Below are 20,527 nucleotides of genomic sequence, written 5' to 3'. Positions count from 1 at the left end.
TTCCCTGTGTATATGACCCTCACCACCGTGGCCTGATGCCCGGTGCAAAAGGAAACTCAAGCTGTTCGTAATATTGCAGTGTCTGATCCGGTTTTTCAAACCCCGGAGGAATTGGTTTTTTTGAAAAGGTCTGGAAGTAGAGTACGCAGGCATTGCGCCACCACACGGCCTCCTGCTGCTGGATGTTCAGCAGGCTCTTCACAAACCGGAATTGTGCATCGTCGACCTGGCCTTCCAGTGTATTCCATTGCTGTTGCATCCATTTTGCCGAGTCGGCGCCCTGGTAATATTGATGGCACAGCTCATCCCACAACGTACGTCCTGATTTCATCTTACGATCCCAGCTCACGTGGTGGAACCAGAGCAGGTATCGCTCGTCACATTTTTCAGGATCGCTGTAAAGCTGTTGTACCGGTGACTGGTATTGCTCCAGCGCGTTGCTGCCGGAAGTTGTGCGGTTGAAACCGATCCCTTTTTCTTCGGCCTGGTGATAGTAGACAGAAGTCCAGTCGGCGCGGGGTTTGTCTTTGATCCAGGGTCCCGGTCCGTAATGATGGTTCCATCCCATGATGTGATGAAGTCCCAGCGGCGTCATGTACTTCACCGTGATATCGCGTGAGGCTATCATGATATTTTTGATGTTGCTGACCACGGCCACGTTGTTGCTGAAGGTCATGCGCACCCATTCATCCGCGATCGCCTCCGCAGAGAGCGTATGGTCCCACGCCAGCCTGCCGAAGGAATACCAGTTCGATTGTGCCACGGGATGCCCGCACCAGTTACGGTCGTTGCCGATGTTGGCCACGCCGGCCATGCCGCTGAGCGTATGATTTTCGAGCGAGCCATCAATGACCCTGGCCACCGTTGAGCCTTTGCCTTTAGCGTGAGTATCGGCATCGAGACATTCTTTAAAAAGCGGCGCAAGGTAGACGAGGTGTGTGGCGAAGCCCAGGTACTCTTGCGTGATCTGGAATTCCATCATCAGTGGCGTGGAGGGCATGGCGCCGAACAGGGGATGAAAAGGTTCGCGCGGCTGAAAGTCGAGGGGACCGTTCTTTACCTGCACCATCACGTTGCCACGGAAGGTTCCGTCGAGCGGTTTGAATTCGTTGTAAGCCTGCTTGGTGCGGTCAACCGGTACGTTGTTGTCATAAACGAACGCGCGCCACATCACAATGCCGTTGAAAGGTTTTACAGCATCGGCCAGCATGTTGGCTCCGTCGGCGTGATTGCGGTTATAGTTTTGCGGACCAGGTTGCCCTTCGGAGTTTGCCTTCACGAGAAATCCGCCGAAATCTGGAATGACCTTGTAGATCTCCGCCACTTTGCGCTTCCACCATTCCTGCACCTGAGCATCGAGCGGGTCAGCGGTTTTTAGTCCGCCGATCTCGATCGGTGCGCTGAACCTTGCGGTGAGGTATACCCTGATCCCGTAAGGCCTGAAGAGATCTGCCAGTGCTGTAACTTTTTTCAGGTAGGCCGGCGTGAGGATCAGCGCATTGGCGTTGACATTGGTGAGCACGGTGCCGTTGATGCCGATAGAAGCATTGGCGCGCGCATAATCGTGATAGCGTGGATCGATATGATCGGGAAGCTTATGCCAGTCCCACAGCGAAAAACCTGCGTAGCCCCGCTCAACGGTGCGGTCGAGGTTATCCCAGTGGTTGAGGATGCGCACTTTTGTTTTGGGTGTGCTTTCAATGGCGAGCTTACCGATGGGCTGATGCGTTTGCAGCATTCTCAGGAAATGAAAGACACCATACAACATGCCGGCGTCTTCATTCGCGGCGATCACAAGGGTGTTCTTGTTGTTGACCTTCGTGTTGAAGATCACAAACCCTTCGGGGCCTACATTTTTCAGCCGGTTCTTCAGGTCGAGTGAAGAAAGCGCAGCAGCGTTTGCCGTGCCGATGAGCAGTGTGCCTTCGGTGGCGCTTTTTACTTCAGGAACGGATTTGCCGAGCAGTCCTGTGAGCGCGCGCTGTAATTCCTTCCGGATGATCTGTGCAGTGGGAGAATTGTTATCGACAAGCCATCCTTTAATCGTGTTACGGTAATCGTTAAGCTTTTGCTGATCCGTGACAAGTGAATAACGAAGCCAGAGCTCGTAGCCGTCTTCGGCTTTCAGTGCCGTGTGGCTGAGCAGTATGATGATGAGAAGACAGTGTCGAATTTTTCTGCGCATCCGTGATTTATTTTTTTCGCTGTGACGACTGGCGGATGATGAGGCTGTGCCTTAATACCAGCGTGTTGAGGTTTGCCGCGGGCAGGTTATTGATGGTATTGATCAGTGTTGTGGCGGCGATCTCACCCATCTCCTGGCCGGGATAATGGATGGTGGTGAGGTTGGGCTCGATCACCCACGAGATGGGGTCGTTGTTGAAACCTACCACGGCGATCTGCTCGGGCACAGAAATGCCTGCAAATTTCAGCTCGCGGATGATGGCTACAGCGGACGTGTCGTTGGCGGTGAAGATGCCGTCGGGCAGCGGGTTCATTTGCATGATCTGTTGTGCGGCCTCGCTTCCGGCCTGTTCGCTCAGGGTGTTGATGATGGTGAGCGCGGGGTCAATGGCGACACCTCTTTCGGCATGAGCTTGCTTGTAACCTTTCAGGCGGTCGGCATACACGTTGCGTTTCAGGCTACCACCTACGTACGCGATGCGTTTACATCCCTGGTCGATCAGGTGCATGGTGGCGTCGTATCCTGCTTTGATGTTGTTGATCACGATGCTGGTGCACTTGGTATGTTCGGCCACGCGGTCGAAGAAGATGATAGGGATCTCCTTCTTGAGCATGGCGTCGAAGTGTTCTATGTTCTCAGTGTCGAAGGCGAGGGACACCAGGAGGCCGTCTACACGACTGTTGAACATGGTGTTCACGCTGGCGATCTCCTTTTTAGCCGACTCCTGGGTTTGGCTGATGAGCAGCATATAACCGCGCTCGTTGGCGATCTTCTCCATACCGGCGATGACGGTGGACATGAAGTAGCTGTTGAGGCGCGGGATGATGACGCCGATGGTGTTGGTTTTTTTAATGCGAAGGTTGCGGGCGAAGGTGTTGTGCTGGTAGCCCATCTGGCGGGCTGCTTCGAGAATTTTTTTTTTCGTATCTTTTCTGATGCCGGGGTGATCTTTCAGGCCCCTGCTTACTGTTGCGGGGGAGATGTCCAGCGCCTTCGCTATGTCATAAATGGTGATATCTTTAGGACTCTTCATTTCAATCGCTTGCACAGCAATTTTAGTATAAAAAAGTCATATTTTGGGATATTTTGTGAAATAAAAATGCAATCGGTTGCAAGGTGAATCGGATTGTCTTAGCTTAGTTCTGGCTATCACCACTTGGAAACATAAACCTATGGCCTGCGCTCATGAAACCACCGGATGCTTTCATGAAAGATCCTGGCTATATAGACTCTTTATCCAACTAAACCCTTAACACATGAGTGGATTTGCAACACTGGACTGGATCGTTATTGTCTCTTATTTTCTGGCCATTGGCGGGCTTGCCATCTGGGTGATCACCCGCAAACAACAAGACACCGAAGACTATTTTCTTGCGGGCCGCAACATCGGATGGTTTGTTGTAGGTGCTTCTATTTTTGCTTCCAACATCGGCTCCGAACACGTGGTGGGCCTCGCTGGCGCCGGTGCTGGCGGAAAGATCCCGATGCTGATCTATGAGCTTCATGCCTGGCTTGTGATCACGCTCGGCTGGGTGTTTCTTCCATTTTACCTGCGCAGCGGTGTGTTCACCATGCCCGAGTTCCTGGAAAGGCGTTTCAACGCCAACACACGCTGGTTTCTCAGCATCTTTTCACTGCTGGCCTATGTGCTTACCAAGGTTTCCGTCACCGTCTACGCTGGTGGCATCGTGATCGCCTCCCTGCTGCACATCGACTTCTGGACCGGCGCCTTGCTTACTGTGGTGCTTACGGGACTTTATACGATCCTCGGCGGGATGCGCGCCGTTGTCTATACAGAAGCTTTGCAGACCGTGGTGCTTGTGATCGGTGCCGGCGCGTTGACGTTCGTAGGCCTGAATGCAGTAGGAGGCTGGAGTGGCATGCGCGAAGCTCTCGAGCCCGGTTATCTCAACATGTGGCGCCCCGCTTCCGATCCTAACTTTCCCTGGCCAAGCCTGGTGATCACCAGCACGATCGTGGGAACATGGTACTGGTGCACCGATCAGTATATCGTTCAGCGTGTGCTGGCAGCCCGTAATATTAAAGAGGGAAGAAGGGGCACCATCTTCGGAGGTTTCCTGAAGCTGACACCTGTATTTCTATTCCTCGTTCCCGGTGTGGTAGCCCTCGCGTTGAAGAACCGTGGTGAGCTGCAGTGGGATAGTCCCGACCAGGCGTTTGCCACGCTGCTGATGAACAAGATGCCGGCGGGACTGCGCGGCCTTGTAGTGGCAGGATTGTTAGCCGCCCTCATGAGCTCATTGGCGTCGGTATTCAATTCATGCTCCACGTTGTTTACTGTTGATATCTATAAAAAGCTCCGGCCCAACACACCTGAAGCCAAGCTGGTGAACATCGGACGCATCGCTACCTGCATCGTGGTGGTCCTTGGTATCTTGTGGATCCCCATCATGCAGAACATTTCAGGTGTGCTTTATGAATATCTTCAGTCGGTGCAGGCCTACATTGCGCCACCCATCACCGCTGTTTTCCTGCTCGGTATTTTCTATAAGCGGATCAATGCTACGGGTGCCATGGCAACACTCGTTAGCGGACTTGCTGTTGCTGTGATCAGGCTTGCACTGGAGCTCGCAGGTGACTCCATCGGCACCGATAACATTTTCTATACCTTCGGCAACGTGAACTTCCTTACCTTCGCTGCCTGGTTCTTCCTGTTCTCCGTGCTGGTGTGCATCGTGGCAAGTCTGCTAACCCCCGCACCGCCCGTGGAGAAAGTAAAAGGCCTGACGTTCGGATCACTAACCGAGGAACAGAAAATGGCCAACCGAAACAGTTATAACGCCTGGGATATTGTTTTCTCACTGGTAGTGATCGCCATTGTGGCGTATGTGATGATTAGCTTTACGGGTTAGGAAGAATTGACAGTTGACAATGGAACAATTGACAACGAGTCGATGGTCCTGCTTCCTTCGAAGGCCGTCATCCAGAGCGGTGGTTTGAGCGGCGGACTGTGGGAGCGAAGGATCCCCCGATGGTACTGCGTACTCAGTTCGAGCGTATGCGTTAAACGTGCGCACTTCGTCATCAGGGGATTCTTCACTCCCTCAAACCCACGCACGTGCGTCGTTCAGAATGACGGTTTAAATAGAGATGTGGAAAACGAAAATTAAAACATTATGAGAACGACAGCGCTGCTCTTTTCTCTTAGTATCAGCTTCGGATCGCTGGCTCAGCTTCAGCCCATTGCCGCTGACGTGTACCGCTGGAAAGACCTGAAGATTGAAAAGGAGCAGACCCGCGAGCGAAGGCAGGTGCTGGAAGGGAGCGCGCGTGACCTTGATCTGCTGGAGATCCACACGTCTGCACTCGAGCCAGGAAAATCGCCACACCCTCCCCACACGCATGATGATGTTGAGGAGCTGGTGATCGTGAAGGAGGGAAACCTCAGGGTTACCATCAAAGGTCAAAGTAAAATTTTAGGACCGGGAAGTGTCGCCCTCGCCATCCCCGGTGAAGAACATGGTTTTGAAAATGGCGGCAATACCAGGGTCACTTATTATATCATCAAGTACCGTTCGAAGCTGCCCATGAACATCGATCGCGGAAAGCAGGCTGGCGGATCTTTTATGATCGATCGCAGCGAGCTTACGGTAAAAACCACAGACAAGGGGAGCAGGATCAACTATTTTGAACGCCCCACTTCCATGGCGCAGCGGTTCGAGATGCACGTGACCACTTTGAATGCGGGCATGAACAGTCATCCGCCGCACACGCACCGCGCAGAAGAGATCGTGCTGCTGATCAGCGGCTCGGGCAAGATCCAGATCGGCGAGCAGCACAAAGATGCGTCTGTGGGCGACCTGATCTTTCTCGGCTCCGAAGTGCTGCACGCCTTCACCAACACAGGCCAGGAGCCGTGCTCGTATTTTGCGTTTCAATGGAATTAGTCGTCTGACCACTGGAATAGTTGACAGTTGACAAGAGAGCAATTGACAACACCTGGAGAATTGTTTCATCACTCAGCTGCGATTGGAAAAATCTACAGCGACCGACCATCGTAGCCTGAACGTGATGTAAACTTCGAGCGTGTCAACTGCCTATTTGTCAACTGTCAACTGAACTATACCAACGTTTCGTTACTCTTCTGATCGCTTTGTGCTTTCAGGCGATATCTACCAGCTTCTTGTGGATGGCAAGAGCGTTGATAGTAAGCAGATGCAGTTGCAAAAATGAAAGTTAGAGGTTTAAAGTTTCAGGTTTAAAGTTTAAAGTTGGGGGAACCTGGATTCAACTTTAAACTTTTAACTTCTAACTTTTAACTTAGAACTTCACCACTTTCCAATAAGCCTTTTTCGGTTGCAGATTCTGGTCGAAGAGCAGTGGATAATTTTTCCGGTCTCTGACGGGGAAGGAGTCGAGCCAGCTGTGCTTGTCAGATACGTTCCAGAAGGTGACACCGGTGACGGAGTCTTTATAATTGCGCAGCACCCTGAAGATCATTCCGTATTGTGTGATCTGTTTCTGTTCCATCTCGGGAGTGAACTTGTTGGGCTCATCGGGGCGGGGCTCACGCCGGCTGTGTTCCAACGGATAAACGGATACATCGAGCTCTGTGATCTGCACCTTCAGACCCAGCGCGGCGAATTTGTCGATGGAGAAGCGAAGTTCCCTTTCGGAAGGTTCGTAGATGGACCAGTGGCCCTGCAAGCCGATGCCATGGATGGGCACGCCTTTATCGATGAGCGCTGTTACCATCTGGTGGATACGGTCGCGTTTGCCAGGACTTTCGGTGTTGTAGTCGTTGTAAAAAAGAAGCGCATCGGGGTCTGCTTCGTGGGCGTATTGAAAAGCTTTTGCGATGAAGTCTTCGCCGCAGATGGAATACCATTTTGAATCGCGATAGAACTTCGAGTCGTTATCATCGATCACCTCGTTCACCACATCCCAGGCATAGATCTTACCCTTATAACGCGTTACCACTTCGGTGATGTGCGCTTTGAGCCGTTGCAGCAGCACTTCCTTGGAGACGGTTTTGCCATCCTTATCCACGAACAGCCAGTCCGGTGTCTGGTTATGCCAGCAGAGTGTGTGGCCGCGCATTCGCATGCCATTCTCCTGTGCGAAGTTTACAATAGCGTCGGCGGGAGCCCAGTTATAACGACCCTCTTCCGGGTGGATCGGTCCCATCTTCATGGCATTCTCCGCAGTAAGGCTGTTGAAGTGTTTGCGGATCAGCTCTGCTTCCGGCCCCTTCAGCACCTGCGGTGAAACAGCAACGCCCATCGGGAAGTAGCCGGCGTAGTAGTCTTTCAAACCCTTGTTGTCTTGTGCGGCGGCGGAGAGGAGAGTGGTGACAACCAGGATCGTTGCCAGTTGCCAGTTACCGGTTGCCGGTCGGCGGTTAAAAGTTAAAAGTTTAAAGTTTAAAGTTGTGGTGTGCCGATTTGCAGGGCAGCTCTGGCGTAAGGCTGTATCGGGTCTCAGGTACGCTGAGCCATTACTCATCAGTTTGTTCAAATAACTCAGTATGTTGTGTACCATAACTTTAAACTTTAAACTTTAAAACTTGAAACCTGAAACTTCTAACCTGAAACCCAACCAACCGGCAACTGGCTAGCCGGCAACTGGTAACTATTTCTTCTTCGCTATTTCCAGCGCACGGGTAGTCGTGTAATACTTCGTGATCATATTAGGAACTTCCCACGCAGGCAGGATTCCACTTCTCAGGTATTCCAGGAATTTTTCAGTAACACGTGAGAAGTGTGCTTCGTGAGTCTCCTTGTATTTTTCGGGGATCACCACTTCCCATCCATTGGCGGAAGGTGTGAGCTCCACGCCAGGGAATTTTGCCTGAATGGTTTTCAACTGTTCGGCGAGCAGCTTCTCATAAGCCGCATCTTTTTTTGCGAGCGGCTCGATGTAAAGCACGGGTTTGAATTTCTGCTCCGCACCCTGGCGGATCACCAGGTTCGCTTTTGTTCCGCGCATGATGGAGTAATGTGTATCACCGGCACCTTCGGGAGCCTGATACGCCCACGTTACAGAGACCCGGGCATTGACACCTTTGATCTGGTAATCGATGGCGCCGTTGCTGTACACCTGCAGCACGGTATCTTTTACATCCTTTTTAAGGTAGTCGGGGAAATCGTCGAGCTTGGTAATGGCTTTGAACTGGCTCTTGGTCATGCCGGTGGTCCATCGCCTGGCGTTGGTGATGTTGATCTCGGTTGTGTCGATCACCTGTTCAGGGAAACATTCCCACTGCACGAGGTCAACCAGGTGTGTGGTAACGTCAACGATGCCTTCACCCTGCTGGGCCACATCCATAAACCACGCCGGACGCGTGAGCACACTTCCTGATACATATTTGTAAAAGTGGTGCACACTTTCTTTGGTCACCGCCGGCTCCTGTGGTGTTCCTTTCTGGAGGGTTCCAAATACTTCCGGCAGCAATGAGAACTCGCGCTGCAGCATGGTGGTGATCTCATAACGTTCTGTCATGATATCGTACAGCAGCAGGCCTTTGGCGCCCGCCGTAGCGAAGGCTTGTTTCAGGTCGGCGAAACCCGCAGCATTGATGGCCATGGGTTTGTCGGCCAGCACGTTCATGCCTTCTTCCAGCGATCTTCTGATGTATTCTGTTTTTTTCTGGTTATTGCCTGAGATCACAACAACGTTGCCCGCTTTTTCTTTCAGCATCTTATCGAAATAGTCGGCACCGGTATAAACTTCCTCGTTCCAGCGTGTAGCGTCCTCGGGGCGTGTATTGAATCCTTCGATGCGTTTCAGGTGCATCTGTACGTCTGTTCCTTCCGGCGCATAAACGTGTACAACGGAGTCTACATTGCTGTACATGGTTTTCTGCACCAGGGCCGCATGGAAATGGCCCGGGTCAAGCGTGACAAGCCGGATGGTATGATTCTCCTTCACTTCTTCTTCTTTTTTGGTGGTCTGACAGGATATTAAAAGACACAATAAAATAACGACGCTATAGCGTGATCTCATAGTATGGATGTGTGTTAAATGAAAAATCAATTGATAGTATAGGGTTTGCGTTGCTCCCGTGACAGCATCGCGGTAGCTTCATCATCGTTCTTGAACCGCTCTTTGGCAGGATCCCAGTAGACCTTGCGCTTCAGCTTCATCACAATGTGGTGGAGCAGGCAGGTGGTGCAGGAGCGGTGCCCGGTTTCGGCAGGTGAGATGGGCTCTTTCCGCGATTTGATGCTGTCGAGCCAGTTGCCGTGCTGGTCATTGCTTTCGTAGAGGTGCACTTCGTTCGGCCCGATCACGGAGGTGAGTATTTTCGGATCGCTGGCCTCCAATGGCTTGGGGCCTTGAGCTGAGACAGGATCACTTGACGTTGCCTGATAATTTCCGCGGGTAACGAAGATCCAGCCTTCGGTACCTTCATACCGGATGCCGTTCGGAAGCTCGTTGCTCACGATCATTCTCACACCATTCTCATAGAGGCCTTCGGTCTGGAATTTTCCGTGCACGTTCCACAAACCGCTGGTGGGAAACTCGGCCCATCCGGATACTTCAATGGGGCCTGAGTGTTCCGTGTTCATGGCCCAGTGCGCACAGTCTATGTGATGCGAGCCCCAGCCGGTGATCATGCCCGCGCCAAACTGTTCACAGCGCAGCCATCCCGGTCTGTCGTAGCCGACCTGTGGGTGCACACGTTTTTCCGTGTAGTATACCTGGGGCGTTGATCCGAGCCACATATCGTAGTTGAGGTTTGCTGGCACCGGCATCTCCGGTTCTTCTTCTCCTGACGGATCGCCCGGCAAGCCGATATAAACTTTCTGAAGCTGACCAATCCTGCCGTTGCGCACCAGCTCGGCAGCATAGCGGAACTGGCGTGAAGAGCGTTGCTGGCTCCCGATCTGTAAAATACGCTTCGTACGTTTTACAGCATCGGCCAGGGCCCTGCCTTCTGAAATGGTAAGCGATGCGGGCTTCTGCAGGTAAACATCCTTGCCTGCTTCCACTGCGTCGATGCCGATGATCGAGTGCCAATGGTCCGGTGTGCTGATGATCACAGCATCGATGTCTTTGTTCTTCAGCAGCTGGCGGTAATCGGTATAAACTTTAACTCCGTCGAAAGGTTTGCCTGTTTTTTTTGTGTAGAACTCATTCACCAGCAGCTTTGCGTCGTTTGCCCGGTTGCTGTCGAGATCACAGACAGCAACGATCTGCGCCTGATCATATTTCCAGACGCCAGGCATGTCGTGGCCGCGTGAGATCCGGCCTGTGCCGATGGCGCCGATGTTGATGCGGTTGCTGGGTGCATTCTTCCCGAACACACTGGCCGGCACAATGGTGGGTATGCCACTCAGCGCAAGCGAAGAAACGATAGCACCTTTGGTAGTTTTCCTGATAAATGCCCTGCGAGACAAACTTGGGTTCTTCTTGTTTTGCATGATGATTACAGGTTAAAGTTTTTATAATATTTTACCGGACAGGTTCATCTTTAATGGTGGCGTAGGCTTTTGCAGGATCAGGTTTCTTTACCTGCCCCGCAACAAAAGCGATGCCGTTCAGAAGATGCTTTACGAACAAGGGATCTTCATAATCTTTTTTGTGATGGCCCAGCGCGGTGATCCAGACATAACCACCATCGAACCTGTGATGCCATACGGCAGGATACAGCTCGGTATAGGGTCCCGCGAGTGTGGTCACCTTCTCTTTGTCATTGCCGTCCAGGGAGGTGAGGTCGTGCGCCATAATGGTGTGAATGGCCGGGTTCATCTCTTTCTGAAAGTAGCACTCGTCCTCTCTTTCCCAGACCTGCGGAATTCCTTCCAGCGAAGCATGACCAGGGTCTACGGTCACGACGCGGTAGCGCTGAAATTTCGGATGCCACACAAACGATCCGCCCGCGAGCGCTTTGAACCATTTCCAGTTTCGCTCGGTGCCCACCACGGAGTGGATACCTACAAATCCGCCGCCCGCTTCGATGTAACGCCTGAAGGCCAGTCGCTGTGCATCCGTATCGAATACATCGTTGTTGGTGCTGGCAAAGATGATCACCGAATATTGTTTCAGGTTTTCTGTTGTGAACACCGTAGCCGTATCGGAAACATCTACTTTGAAGCCGTGCTGGGTGCCGAGCTTTTTAATACATTCCACGGCATAGGGAATATTCTCATGCACATAACCTTTCCCGTTTTTGGTATAGACCAGCACGTTCACTTTTTTCCAGTTTACTTTTTCCTGGATGGCTACGGGCGTAAATGCCGTGATGACGATCAATGTAAAGCCCGCGATCATCAGTGCCATGACCTGGCGTATGGTGCTTTCTGCTTGTTGCATAATTTTTTGTTTCAGATCCGGTATCAGTTCCTGCCTCCGTTCTTCTTAACAGTGACAGACAGGGGTGCTGCAAAATTCTGCCACGCAGCCTCTGACTGTGCTTCGGTGAACGGACCGTTGAAAACGATAAACCTGTATCTAAGGACGTAATTTTTTCCCGGTTCCAGTAACCAGTCTTTGTCTTTTGTAGGGGAAAAGTTAGCAAACATATCGCCGCGTTTGTACTGGTCTTCGGGCCATATGCGGAGCGGTTCAGGATGGTTATAATTGGTAGGGGACGACATCATCAGCACGCCGGCATGATCCTGATCTACGGCGCCCTGCACCAGGCACCAGCGGGCTTTGCTGCCATCGGCATTGCGGCGGTTCTTGCCATCGGAAGTGAGCACCTCGCTATTGTCCCTGTTCCATTGTTCCGTGGTTCGCCATCCCAATCCGCCATAGCGGTATTTGAGCAGCAGCACGGGTGCGGCAGCACAAGTCATGTTGATGGTAATGTCGGCGATATAGTAGTGCTGATCCGAGGGCCTGTACACCCGTACCGTCTGCACCTCGTTGATGATCACTTCATGGCCTGTGCTTCTGAAGGCTACGTGCTCATGCAGGACGCCATACTCCGCGAAGACCTGACCAGCCTGTGTTTCTGTAAAATGGGCAAAACGTACGGTGCCTTTTTTTGCATTGAGATTCCAGAGGTCGAGTGTATCTCCTTTGTAAAGCAGATGGGTCCATGGATTCCAGATGCCATAATGGTGATAGTGATCAGGAGGCTGGATGCGGGTAAGTGACTGTCCTTTTGGCGACCACAGCGGGTGAATAAATCCGCTGCGTTTAAAAACAGTGTCAACTCCCTGTGGCGGGTAAACGGTTTTGAAATTGTATTGCAGCAGGTTTTTGTCCGCGCTTTTGATGACCAGTGCTCCGTCGTTTTTTGTGAGTGACATCTTCGCAGCATCAGATGTTTGTTTCAGCTGCGCCAGCTCATAAGTTCTTTTTTTCAACGTTGCATTCGGCGTCACGATCCAGTGCAGCATGCGGTTGCTGCTCGCGATCTGGAAGGGCAGGGGAATTCTTTTGCTGGCGGACACTTCAAATAGCGCAAGCTCTGTATCGGGCAGGCGGGTGATGTTGTCGAGGGATACGCTGACCGGCACTTCCAGGGTAAGCGATGGGGCATCCACTTGAAAGGAGGCCAGCGGTTTCTGGGCCTGGCAAAAGGTTGTTGCCAGCAGGCAAAGCAGCATGGGTAGTCCTGATCTGATCATCATACTCATTAATATAAGGCGATTCAGCATGTTGTACAAAGGCCCATTTTATAAATCGGTTGCATGACAATTAGTGGCTTGCTACTGCCAAATATCAATTAATTTACAAATATCTTTGCAATCGGTTGCATAATTTCCTTTAAAAAATGATCTTAGTGAACCGGTTCAGAGAGCGCCTGCAAAAAGTGTGAACGGAGCCGGTTTTGCGTCACCAGCCTTTTACCCTATGAGTTGAAGCATCGTGCGATGGGGTGGGGCTTTGCCGCTTTTATGCAAACGTTTCCATTACTCACCCTAAAATTTACACTATGAAAGAAGTACTACTACTCAATTTCCCAGGCCTGTGGAAAGGTTCAGGCGTTCCCAGGATGATGCTTTTGTTTTCCCTGATGCTCCTGGTCATACAGGTTAGCGCACAAGACCTCGTGAAAGGCAAAGTTGCTGATGAAAATGGCTCAGGCATGCCTGGCGTCAACATCATCGTGAAAGGAACCACCAACGGTACAACTACTGACGGCAATGGCAATTACTCGCTGAGCGCGGGCTCCGACGCTACGCTGGTGTTCTCCTTTATCGGTTACGCCACGCAGGAGATCCAGGTCAACGGCCGCACCGCCATCGACGTAGCGCTGGCACCCAGCGTTGAAGCGTTGAACGAAGTGGTGGTTGTCGGTTATGGAACCCAGGCTAAAAGAGACATCACCGGTGCCATCACCAAAGTAGAATCGAATGTGCTGCTGCAGACCGCGTCGCCCAATGCCATTGATCAGCTCAAAGGCCACGCTGCCGGTGTTAACATTGTTACCGCCAGCGCTGTTCCGGGAGGAGCCTCACAGATCAGGATCAGGGGCAATCGTACCATGGTGGCGAGCTCGATGCTGAGCGGAAACAGTGCCTCGACCGACGCTGCTACGGCAGACCAGGCGGATGCCCCGTTGCTGGTAGTGGATGGCATTCCTTATTCAGGCAACCTGAACGACATCAGCTCGAATGATATTGCCAGCATGGAGATCCTGAAAGACGCATCGGCCACAGCCATCTACGGTTCGCGGGGTGCAGGCGGTGTGATCCTCATCACCACGAAGCGTGGTACCGAAGGAAAAGTAGTCTTCACCTACGATGCTTATTACGGTGTATCGAAAGTAATGGATGAGCTGCGGGTGTTCAACGGGCCCGAGTATGCGCAATTCAAAGCTGACGCCGCCGCGGGCAACAGCACAGCCCCGAACACAACAGCCTATGGGTTGTCTCCCGCTGAACAGGCAGCCCTCGCCAGCGGTATCTCCACCAACTGGCAGAAGCTCATCTACCAGAATGCACCCATCACTAACCATAGCCTTGGCGTTGCAGGCGGATCTGACAAGAGCAAATATTCATTGAGCGCCGGTTATTTCAAGCAGGGCGGTATCATTCCCAACCAGGATTTTACACGGTACACCATCCGCAGCAGCATGGACCACCAGCTGAGCAAACGTATCAGGCTGGGACTGACAACGATCAATGCTGTAACCTACCAGAATCTTCCGGGAGGCAGTGGCGTGACCAACGGCCTCATGCGCATGACTCCCCTGGCATCACCCTATAATGACGATGGAACTGTTAACCTGCTTCCCCAGGTAGGACAGATCGATGGCCAGTCGATCAACCCGCTTACACTCGAAACAAAAAGCGATGCCATTCTCTCCAGGAACAGGAGGTTGAGAACCTTCAACAGCTTCTATGGCGAAGTAGACATTATCAAAGGCCTCAAGTACAGGGCGAACATTGGCTTGGACTACTGGCAGGATAAAAGCGACGGTTACTCCGGCCCTGCTACCTATGTGAACACATCGCTGTTGCAATCGCAATCTACCGCGAGTGTCAGGAATACTGAAAACTACCAGTACACGGTGGAGAACCTGCTGTTCTATGACAAAACGTTCAACGACAAACACAAGCTGGGCCTCACTGCCCTCTACAGTTTTCAAAAAACACATTCGCAGGGCAGCGGTCTTTTCGGCATCGGTGTTCCGTTCGATTATGTTCATAACACCAACCTGTACCTGGCGGCTACTGTTTCTGCTGCCAACCCGCAGAATGCCGCAGACAATCCAAACTTTTTCTGGGAGCGTGGCCTGATCTCTTATATGGGACGTGTTACGTACAGCTATGATGGCCGTTACAGCCTCACGGCTACCGTGCGCACTGACGGCGCTTCGGTGTTGTCTCCCGGCAACCAGTACTATACCTATCCCGCATTTGCCGGAGCCTGGAACCTGAGCAATGAAAAGTTCATGGAATCGTTGGCCTTTGTTTCCAACCTTAAGCTGAGAGCAGGATGGGGCGTCACTGCCAGCCAGGGTATTAATCCTTATTCTACCCTGGGTGGCCTCGGCACATCAGCCTACAACTTCGGACAGGGCACCGCAGGCCAGCAAGGTGGATACACAGTTTCGAACCTGCCCAACAACTCCCTGAAATGGCAGAGCACTTCGCAATACAACGTCGGCATCGACTTCGGGATACTGGAGAATCGCATCAGTGGTGCTGTTGAGGTGTATGGCCAGGAAACATCAGACATCCTGCTGCCGGTCAGTCTGCCGCCCAGCAATGGTGCCGGATCAACTTTCCTGAACGTTGGTAAAACTAAAGGACGCGGTGTGGAAATAACGCTCAACACCGTCAACGTCAAAACCAACAGTGGCCTGACGTGGACTACGGATCTCAATTACTTCTTCAACAGAGAAGAGATCGTTCAGCTTGCCGCACCGGGCCAGGCCAACGATATCGGTAATGGTTGGTTTGTAGGGCAACCCATTGCCGTGCTCTACGACTACAAGAAGATCGGCATCTGGCAAACCGATGACCCGGGACTGGCTGCGCAAACATCACCGGTGCAACGTGCCGGGCAGATCAGGGTGCTCGACTGGAATACAGCCAACGCTGTGCCGGGCGCCGCAGATTATGGTGTGCCCGATGGCAGGATCACGCCTGACGACAGGATGATCATCGGAAACTTCCAGCCGAAGTTCGAAGCCGGCATGACGAACAGAGTAGCCTTCAAAAATTTCGACCTCTCTATCAGTGTTTACGCGCGCATGGGCATGAAGATCGTTGTTCCTTACCTCGCCAGTGAGCCCGGTGGAGCGAACTTTACGGGTTACAATTTCTTCATGCAAAGCAGGCAAAATCAGCTGAAGGTAGATTACTGGACTCCTACCAATCCTACGAATGCTTTTCCTCAGCCTGATGCAAGTCTTGGTGCACCGCTCTACAGCTCAACCTTGTCTTACGTGGATGGCTCCTTTATCAAGTGCAGGACTATCAACTTAGGGTACAACGTTCCCTCTACCTTGTTGGAAAAAGCCGGCATTACTTCCCTGAGGGTATATGTGTCTGCCGTGAACCCGTTCGTGATCTGGTCGCCGTTTGTGCAGGATGGTTACGGACCTGATCCGGAAGGCAACGGATACGGTGGTGGTGTGAATGCTTCCGGTACGTCGAACGCCGGCACCGTTGGACGCCAGATCACCGTGAACGCCAATAACCCTGCTACAAGACAGTTCCTTTTTGGCCTGAACCTCAAATTCTAAAAACGTAAAGAAGCATGTGCGATCGATCATCATTGAGTGCAAGAAGAATTTGTGATCGCTACACCTTTCATCAACAATAAAGCAATATGCATATGAAAAGATATAAGATACTGAGTTCTGTGTTGCTGGTAGCCACCATGTTGGTCAGCAACAGTTGCTCTGATTTGCTGACGGAGAAACCTGAATCCAACGTGGTTCCCACGGCCTTTGGCACACCTGCCGGACTCCTCGGCGGTATTGCAGGCGTTTATAACAATATCCGCGGTGCCTGGGGAACAGAAGGCTTTACCATCAACCAGATGGCAGGCACTGATGAGCACCTGGCGGGAGGCAGCGCTGCGGTGGGCAGCATGCAATCCTTCACATACAACGGCATGACTGGCGCTTCTTTTAGCGGTGGCTTCGGTTTCTATGCCGATATCAATGCGCTGAACGGCATTCTCGAGCTCGGTCCCAAAGCTCAGGGATTGGACGCTGCTACTTTAAAATCGTATCTCGGGCAGGCGCAATTCCTGCGTGCGTTCCTGTACTTCTATCTCGTGCAGACCTTTGGCAACATTCCGCTGCATACTACATTTATCACCACACCGTCGCAGGCAGATGCGCCCGCTCCCGTAGCGGATATCTACAACGTGATTGTTCAGGATCTGAATGATGCCATTACCAACCTGCCCAATACGCCAACGGCACCGTTCCTCGGAAAAGCGGCCACTGCCGGCGCTGCCAAGTGGTTGCTGGCCAAGGTTTATCTTACCCGTGGATGGTTGACAAACTCACAGGCAGATTTTACGCTGGCCTACAATACCGCCAATGACCTGATTACCAACAGGGCTACGTATGGCCTGGACCTGTGGCAGGACTACGCCGACGCGTTTAAGCCGGCGAACGATTACGGCAAGGAGACGATCTTCGTCAGCGATCACAGCACCGATACAAAATACGGCGCTTATGTGCAGGGCGGATCCGGTGGTGCCGGCGTGAACGTTACACCCTGGATGGGTCTGTTCAACGGCCCTGGCACAATCGGTGTGAACTCCACCGTAAATTCGAGTGGTGTTCTTACAGGACCGAGTACTACCAATCTCGCTTTGTTAACCAGGGATGTTCAATTCGGAAGGCCTTACACCCGCATTCGCCCGAACATGCCGAGACTCACCGCGGGACCTAACGCCGGAAAAAGTTACCTGTTGGATCAGGCTTTTGCAGACAGGCTCAACGATTCCAGGTTTCACAAAACTTTCCAAACTGTGTGGCTGCTGAACTCAGGGCCCGGTGGTGGCGGAGGCCAGGCTATTAGCGGAGTTTACTCCGGTGCCGGTGTTGCAGGCTCACGGGGTACGCTGATGTGCGGTGTTGACACTGCTGTGTGGTTTCCCGATTATGAAGTTGCCGGTGCGCCCCAGAATTTTGGTTCGCGTCCGTTCAAAGGTATCATTGTGCCTCCCAGCCTGCAGAACAACACCATCTTCCCGTACATGAAGAAGCTCGCTGATCCCAGCAGGGCATCGCAGAATGATCCATCCACCAGGCCTGTGATCATTGCCCGTTTTTCTGATGTTTACCTGATCGCCGCCGAGGCAGCTTTTAAGCTCGGTCAAATGCAAAATGCTGCCGACATGCTCAATGTGGTGAGACGCAGGGCTGCCTACAGATCAGGTGCTGCTTATACAGCCGGAGGAGCGTTTGGAACATCTACCCCTGCTACCATGGTGGGCGATCCTTATCCCGCAGGCGTCACCCTGACAAGTGCCCAAGCTGCGCAGACCATTGCAGCCACGGATGTTACACTGGACTTCATCCTCGATGAGCGCACACGGGAGTTCTATGGTGAATCAATGCGCTGGCTGGACCTGGTGCGCACGAAGTCGCTGCTCTCAAGGGTTAAAGCCTGGAATCCGGTGGAGGCAGGTACCAATATCAAAGATACGCACGTGCTCAGGCCGATCCCTTTGGATCAGATCAACCTTGTCACAGTTGGGCCAAGGTATCCGCAGAATGAAGGATATTGATAAAGTAATGAATTGTTTGGGTTGAATAATTGGGTATTGAGTTAGTGCTGGGGTTGCTCGCTGGTAACGAGTAACCCCTCACTATTATGGGGTGTTAAATGCGAGCTACCGGGGCGGCGGGAGAGTTTCAAGTTTCAAGTTTGAAGTTTAAAGTTTGTGGTGTGCGTCAGGACAATAAATCGGGAAACCGGATAGGGGCAAAGCGCCCGGCATACGTCACTCTGGCGGTAGAGCATAATCCCGAAACAATTTTTAACTTTAAACTTTAAATCTTAAACTTTACTTCTTAAACTTTTACCTCTGAAAATCAAGACTATGTTAATGGAGCAAACCATGCGTTGGTACGGTCCGAAGGACCCGGTTAGTTTGTGGGACATCCGCCAGGCGGGATGTACGGGTGTAGTGAGCGCCCTGCATCATGTGCCGGTAGGTGAAATATGGACCGTGGAAGAGATCAAAAAACGCATCGCAGAGGTGGAGGCGGCAGGCCTTACCTGGACCGTGATCGAAAGCCTGCCCGTGCATGAAGACATCAAAAAGCAAACGGGGTCTTACAAGCAATACATCGAGAACTACAAGCAGAGCCTTCGTAACGTGGCGAAATGTGGCCTGAAAGTAGTTACCTATAACTTTATGCCCATCCTCGACTGGATGCGCACCGACATCAACTACACCATGCCAGACGGCAGCAAGGCGCTCTATTTTGAGAAGCATGCCTTCATCGCCTTCGACCTCTTCATCCTGAAAAGGCCCGGCGCTGAAAAAGATTATACACCTGCGCAGATCGAAAAAGCCAAACAACGGCTCACCACCATGACACCGCTTGAAAAGGAGACTTTGTACCGCAATGCGTTGTTGGGCCTGCCGGGAAGCGAAGAGCGTTTTACGGAAGAGCAGATCCTGGCAGCGCTGAAACAGTATCATGGCATTGACTCCGCCAAGCTGAAGCAACACCTGTTCTATTTTCTGCAACAAGTGGTGCCGGTGGCCGAAGAAGCAGGCCTGAAGATGGCCATTCACCCCGATGATCCGCCATATCCTATTCTCGGTCTGCCTCGCATCGTCAGCACGGAACAAGACGCGAAAGAATTGCTGGCGGCGGCACCTTCGCCTGCCAACGGTCTCTGCTTTTGCACAGGCTCGTATGGTGTGCGTGAAGATAACGACCTGCCTGGCATGATCCGTCGACTGGGTGACCACATTTACTTCCTTCACCTGCGCAACACCAAACGCGATGCGGAAGGTAATTTCTACGAAGCCGATCACCTCGGCGGCGATGCAGATATGTATGCCGTTGTGAAAGAGCTGGTGCTGCTCATGCGCAAGCGTAATGAGTCCATTCCCATGCGCCCCGATCACGGCCACCAGATGCTCGACGACCTGAAGAAGACCACCTATCCCGGTTACTCCGCCATCGGACGTCTCAGGGGTCTCGCTGAGCTTCGCGGCCTGGAGCTGGGTATCTCCCGTTCTGTCTGAGCGTAAACTGGTCGTCAGACCACTGCAGGCGTGAAGGGCCTTGTGCGCAGTGGTCCGACGACTATACCGTTAATGCCATGATCAAGCCACTGTTCTTCGAAGCTTGCCACCATTATTCTGCTGATGAGTTGTTAGTGTCTTCCTTATGGGAGGAGATCGGGAAGAAGTATACGGCAGCGGACCGTCACTATCACAATCTTGTACACCTTGACAATCTTGCGAAGGAGCTTCTTCCTGTCAGGGAGCAATTCAGCAATTGGGATACAGTTGTCTTTTCGATCGCCTATCACGATGTTGTTTACAATGTTCTCAAACAGAACAACGAAGAGAAAAGCGCAGACCATGCCGACAAGAAGCTGACATCGATGGCTGTTCCCGCAGTGGACGTGCAGCAATGCAGAACCATGATACTCGCCACAAAGAGTCATCAAGTAAGCGATGATCCCGCGGTAAATCTTTTTACGGATGCCGATCTCAGCATCCTGGGAGCACCGTACGAAGTCTATGAAACGTATTTTAAGCAGATCAGGAAAGAATACGGCATCTACCCCGGACTTGTGTACTGGCCCGGCCGTAAAAAAGTGCTGCAACACTTTCTGACCATGCCCCGGATCTTTAAAACCGACTACTTCTTCGAAAAGTACGAAACGCAGGCCAGGAAGAACCTTGCATCTGAGCTGCGTTTCATCGAAAAACAATAACCTGCTGAAAAGTCGTCAGACCACTGCAGGCGCTAGG

Annotated in this window: 13 protein-coding genes; 6 read left to right on the top strand and 7 right to left on the bottom strand. The window is 52.1% G+C overall.

Translation table 11 applies throughout. From position 1 onward, the window contains the following. Positions 1-19 precede the first annotated feature (19 nt). Positions 20-2,185 carry an alpha-glucuronidase family glycosyl hydrolase gene (locus tag KK083_RS02000; RefSeq protein ID WP_254160158.1) on the bottom strand — a complete coding sequence of 722 codons (2,166 nt, stop codon included), beginning with the start codon at positions 2,183-2,185 and terminating at the stop codon, positions 20-22. 7 nt (positions 2,186-2,192) lie between these two features. Continuing rightward, positions 2,193-3,218, bottom strand: coding sequence for a LacI family DNA-binding transcriptional regulator (locus tag KK083_RS01995; RefSeq protein WP_254160156.1), 1,026 nt, complete (start codon positions 3,216-3,218; stop codon positions 2,193-2,195). Positions 3,219-3,441: 223 nt separating this feature from the next. Between KK083_RS01995 and KK083_RS01990 the strand changes: the two genes are divergently transcribed. Both KK083_RS01990 and KK083_RS01985 read left to right on the top strand, forming a co-directional pair. Continuing rightward, positions 3,442-5,058, top strand: coding sequence for a sodium:solute symporter (locus KK083_RS01990; protein WP_254160154.1), 1,617 nt, complete (start codon positions 3,442-3,444; stop codon positions 5,056-5,058). Positions 5,059-5,322: 264 nt separating this feature from the next. Next, positions 5,323-6,093, top strand: a complete 771-nt coding sequence (locus KK083_RS01985) for a cupin domain-containing protein (protein WP_254160152.1) — start codon at positions 5,323-5,325, stop codon at positions 6,091-6,093. A gap of 373 nt (positions 6,094-6,466) precedes the next feature. Here KK083_RS01985 and KK083_RS01980 read toward each other — a convergent pair whose 3' ends face one another. The 5 genes from KK083_RS01980 to KK083_RS01960 all read right to left on the bottom strand — a co-directional run bounded on the left by KK083_RS01980 (position 6,467) and on the right by KK083_RS01960 (position 12,732). Then, entirely contained in the window at positions 6,467-7,687 is a 1,221-nt protein-coding gene (locus KK083_RS01980) for an endo-1,4-beta-xylanase (protein ID WP_254160150.1), read from the bottom strand. A 90-nt stretch (positions 7,688-7,777) separates the two neighbouring features. Continuing rightward, positions 7,778-9,151 carry a putative oxidoreductase C-terminal domain-containing protein gene (locus KK083_RS01975; protein WP_254160148.1) on the bottom strand — a complete coding sequence of 458 codons (1,374 nt, stop codon included), beginning with the start codon at positions 9,149-9,151 and terminating at the stop codon, positions 7,778-7,780. A 26-nt stretch (positions 9,152-9,177) separates the two neighbouring features. Then, complete coding sequence (locus KK083_RS01970; protein ID WP_254160146.1) at positions 9,178-10,572, bottom strand: Gfo/Idh/MocA family protein; 1,395 nt, start codon at positions 10,570-10,572, stop codon at positions 9,178-9,180. Positions 10,573-10,603: 31 nt separating this feature from the next. Then, positions 10,604-11,464 (bottom strand): ThuA domain-containing protein, encoded by an 861-nt coding sequence (locus tag KK083_RS01965; protein WP_254160144.1) that lies wholly within the window; start codon positions 11,462-11,464, stop codon positions 10,604-10,606. A gap of 23 nt (positions 11,465-11,487) precedes the next feature. Then, positions 11,488-12,732: a DUF6807 domain-containing protein gene (locus KK083_RS01960; RefSeq protein WP_254160142.1), complete on the bottom strand. Its 1,245-nt coding sequence runs from the start codon at positions 12,730-12,732 to the stop codon at positions 11,488-11,490. A 305-nt stretch (positions 12,733-13,037) separates the two neighbouring features. On the opposite strand from KK083_RS01960, the gene KK083_RS01955 reads away from it, so the two are divergent. From KK083_RS01955 to KK083_RS01940, 4 genes are all read left to right on the top strand, one after another. Beyond that, positions 13,038-16,301, top strand: coding sequence for a SusC/RagA family TonB-linked outer membrane protein (locus tag KK083_RS01955; RefSeq protein ID WP_254160140.1), 3,264 nt, complete (start codon positions 13,038-13,040; stop codon positions 16,299-16,301). A 92-nt stretch (positions 16,302-16,393) separates the two neighbouring features. Further along, positions 16,394-18,310 (top strand): RagB/SusD family nutrient uptake outer membrane protein, encoded by a 1,917-nt coding sequence (locus tag KK083_RS01950; protein ID WP_254160138.1) that lies wholly within the window; start codon positions 16,394-16,396, stop codon positions 18,308-18,310. 315 nt (positions 18,311-18,625) lie between these two features. Next, on the top strand, positions 18,626-19,789 hold the full coding sequence (uxuA, locus tag KK083_RS01945) for a mannonate dehydratase (protein ID WP_254160136.1): 1,164 nt from the start codon (positions 18,626-18,628) through the stop codon (positions 19,787-19,789). Between the two features lie 77 nt (positions 19,790-19,866). Then, positions 19,867-20,490, top strand: coding sequence for an HD domain-containing protein (locus KK083_RS01940; protein ID WP_254160124.1), 624 nt, complete (start codon positions 19,867-19,869; stop codon positions 20,488-20,490). Positions 20,491-20,527: the final 37 nt, after the last annotated feature.

This window comes from Chryseosolibacter histidinae, assembly GCF_018598225.1.
In the GTDB taxonomy this organism is placed as follows: domain Bacteria; phylum Bacteroidota; class Bacteroidia; order Cytophagales; family Cyclobacteriaceae; genus Chryseosolibacter; species Chryseosolibacter histidini.
Note: the sequence above shows the minus strand (reverse complement) of the source record. Positions and strands in the feature narration are given on the sequence as shown.

What these genes read in the sequence shown, in the direction of transcription:
- KK083_RS01940 (WP_254160124.1), top strand. Translation starts at nt 19,867, where the DNA reads ATGATCAAGCCACTGTTCTTCGAAGCTTGCCACCATTATTCTGCTGAT.
- KK083_RS01970 (WP_254160146.1), bottom strand. Translation starts at nt 10,572, where the DNA reads ATGCAAAACAAGAAGAACCCAAGTTTGTCTCGCAGGGCATTTATCAGG.
- KK083_RS01950 (WP_254160138.1), top strand. Translation starts at nt 16,394, where the DNA reads ATGAAAAGATATAAGATACTGAGTTCTGTGTTGCTGGTAGCCACCATG.
- KK083_RS01980 (WP_254160150.1), bottom strand. Translation starts at nt 7,687, where the DNA reads ATGGTACACAACATACTGAGTTATTTGAACAAACTGATGAGTAATGGC.
- KK083_RS01995 (WP_254160156.1), bottom strand. Translation starts at nt 3,218, where the DNA reads ATGAAGAGTCCTAAAGATATCACCATTTATGACATAGCGAAGGCGCTG.
- KK083_RS01990 (WP_254160154.1), top strand. Translation starts at nt 3,442, where the DNA reads ATGAGTGGATTTGCAACACTGGACTGGATCGTTATTGTCTCTTATTTT.
- KK083_RS02000 (WP_254160158.1), bottom strand. Translation starts at nt 2,185, where the DNA reads ATGCGCAGAAAAATTCGACACTGTCTTCTCATCATCATACTGCTCAGC.
- KK083_RS01975 (WP_254160148.1), bottom strand. Translation starts at nt 9,151, where the DNA reads ATGAGATCACGCTATAGCGTCGTTATTTTATTGTGTCTTTTAATATCC.
- KK083_RS01960 (WP_254160142.1), bottom strand. Translation starts at nt 12,732, where the DNA reads ATGATGATCAGATCAGGACTACCCATGCTGCTTTGCCTGCTGGCAACA.
- uxuA (WP_254160136.1), top strand. Translation starts at nt 18,626, where the DNA reads ATGTTAATGGAGCAAACCATGCGTTGGTACGGTCCGAAGGACCCGGTT.
- KK083_RS01985 (WP_254160152.1), top strand. Translation starts at nt 5,323, where the DNA reads ATGAGAACGACAGCGCTGCTCTTTTCTCTTAGTATCAGCTTCGGATCG.
- KK083_RS01955 (WP_254160140.1), top strand. Translation starts at nt 13,038, where the DNA reads ATGAAAGAAGTACTACTACTCAATTTCCCAGGCCTGTGGAAAGGTTCA.
- KK083_RS01965 (WP_254160144.1), bottom strand. Translation starts at nt 11,464, where the DNA reads ATGCAACAAGCAGAAAGCACCATACGCCAGGTCATGGCACTGATGATC.